Annotated in this window: 1 protein-coding gene; it reads left to right on the top strand. The window is 35.5% G+C overall.

The window, feature by feature from the left end; genetic code table 11:
• Positions 1-385: hypothetical protein (locus KP705_RS17005; RefSeq protein WP_215765120.1), on the top strand; the 385-nt coding region annotated here is incomplete at its 5' end.
• Positions 386-504: the final 119 nt, after the last annotated feature.

Below are 504 nucleotides of genomic sequence, written 5' to 3'. Positions count from 1 at the left end.
AAAGCCTTACGATATCATGACTTGTTTGCATGACCATTATATTGACCATTCTTTTCCTGTGAAGGATGTGAAAAGTTATAGAGATTATTTGCGTTGTCTTCCTTCGCATTCTTCTTTGTTTTTGGATTACATAGAAAGCAGGGGATATGGTTTTTTAAGATTCAACGAATATTTGAACGATGACGAGGATGATTTTTGTTACGAGTGTGTTTTTGTTAATGACAATAAAGATGAGATACGCCTTTGGGTTAAAGAATTAGAAGAATGTGACATGGATGGTTTGTATTCGAGTATCGATAATTTAGATTTGGAAAATTGTACGTCTGATGATTTTAAAAGAAGACTCTCAACGATTTGCGAGAAATTTTTTGGATCGTTGTCATGAGTTATCAATTCGCACATTTTGAGATGCTGAGTCGTAAAGTGCTTGTAAAGCCTTCCGACAAGGCAACGAAGTCTAAGAAGTGGAATATTAAAGAGACTATAGATGAGGCTACCCGGAGA

The sequence above is a fragment of the Gluconobacter sp. P1D12_c genome, from assembly GCF_018812105.1.
In the GTDB taxonomy this organism is placed as follows: domain Bacteria; phylum Pseudomonadota; class Alphaproteobacteria; order Acetobacterales; family Acetobacteraceae; genus Gluconobacter; species Gluconobacter oxydans_A.
The sequence above is the reverse complement of the archived record's forward strand: the minus strand, read 5'-3'. Positions and strand labels throughout refer to the sequence as shown.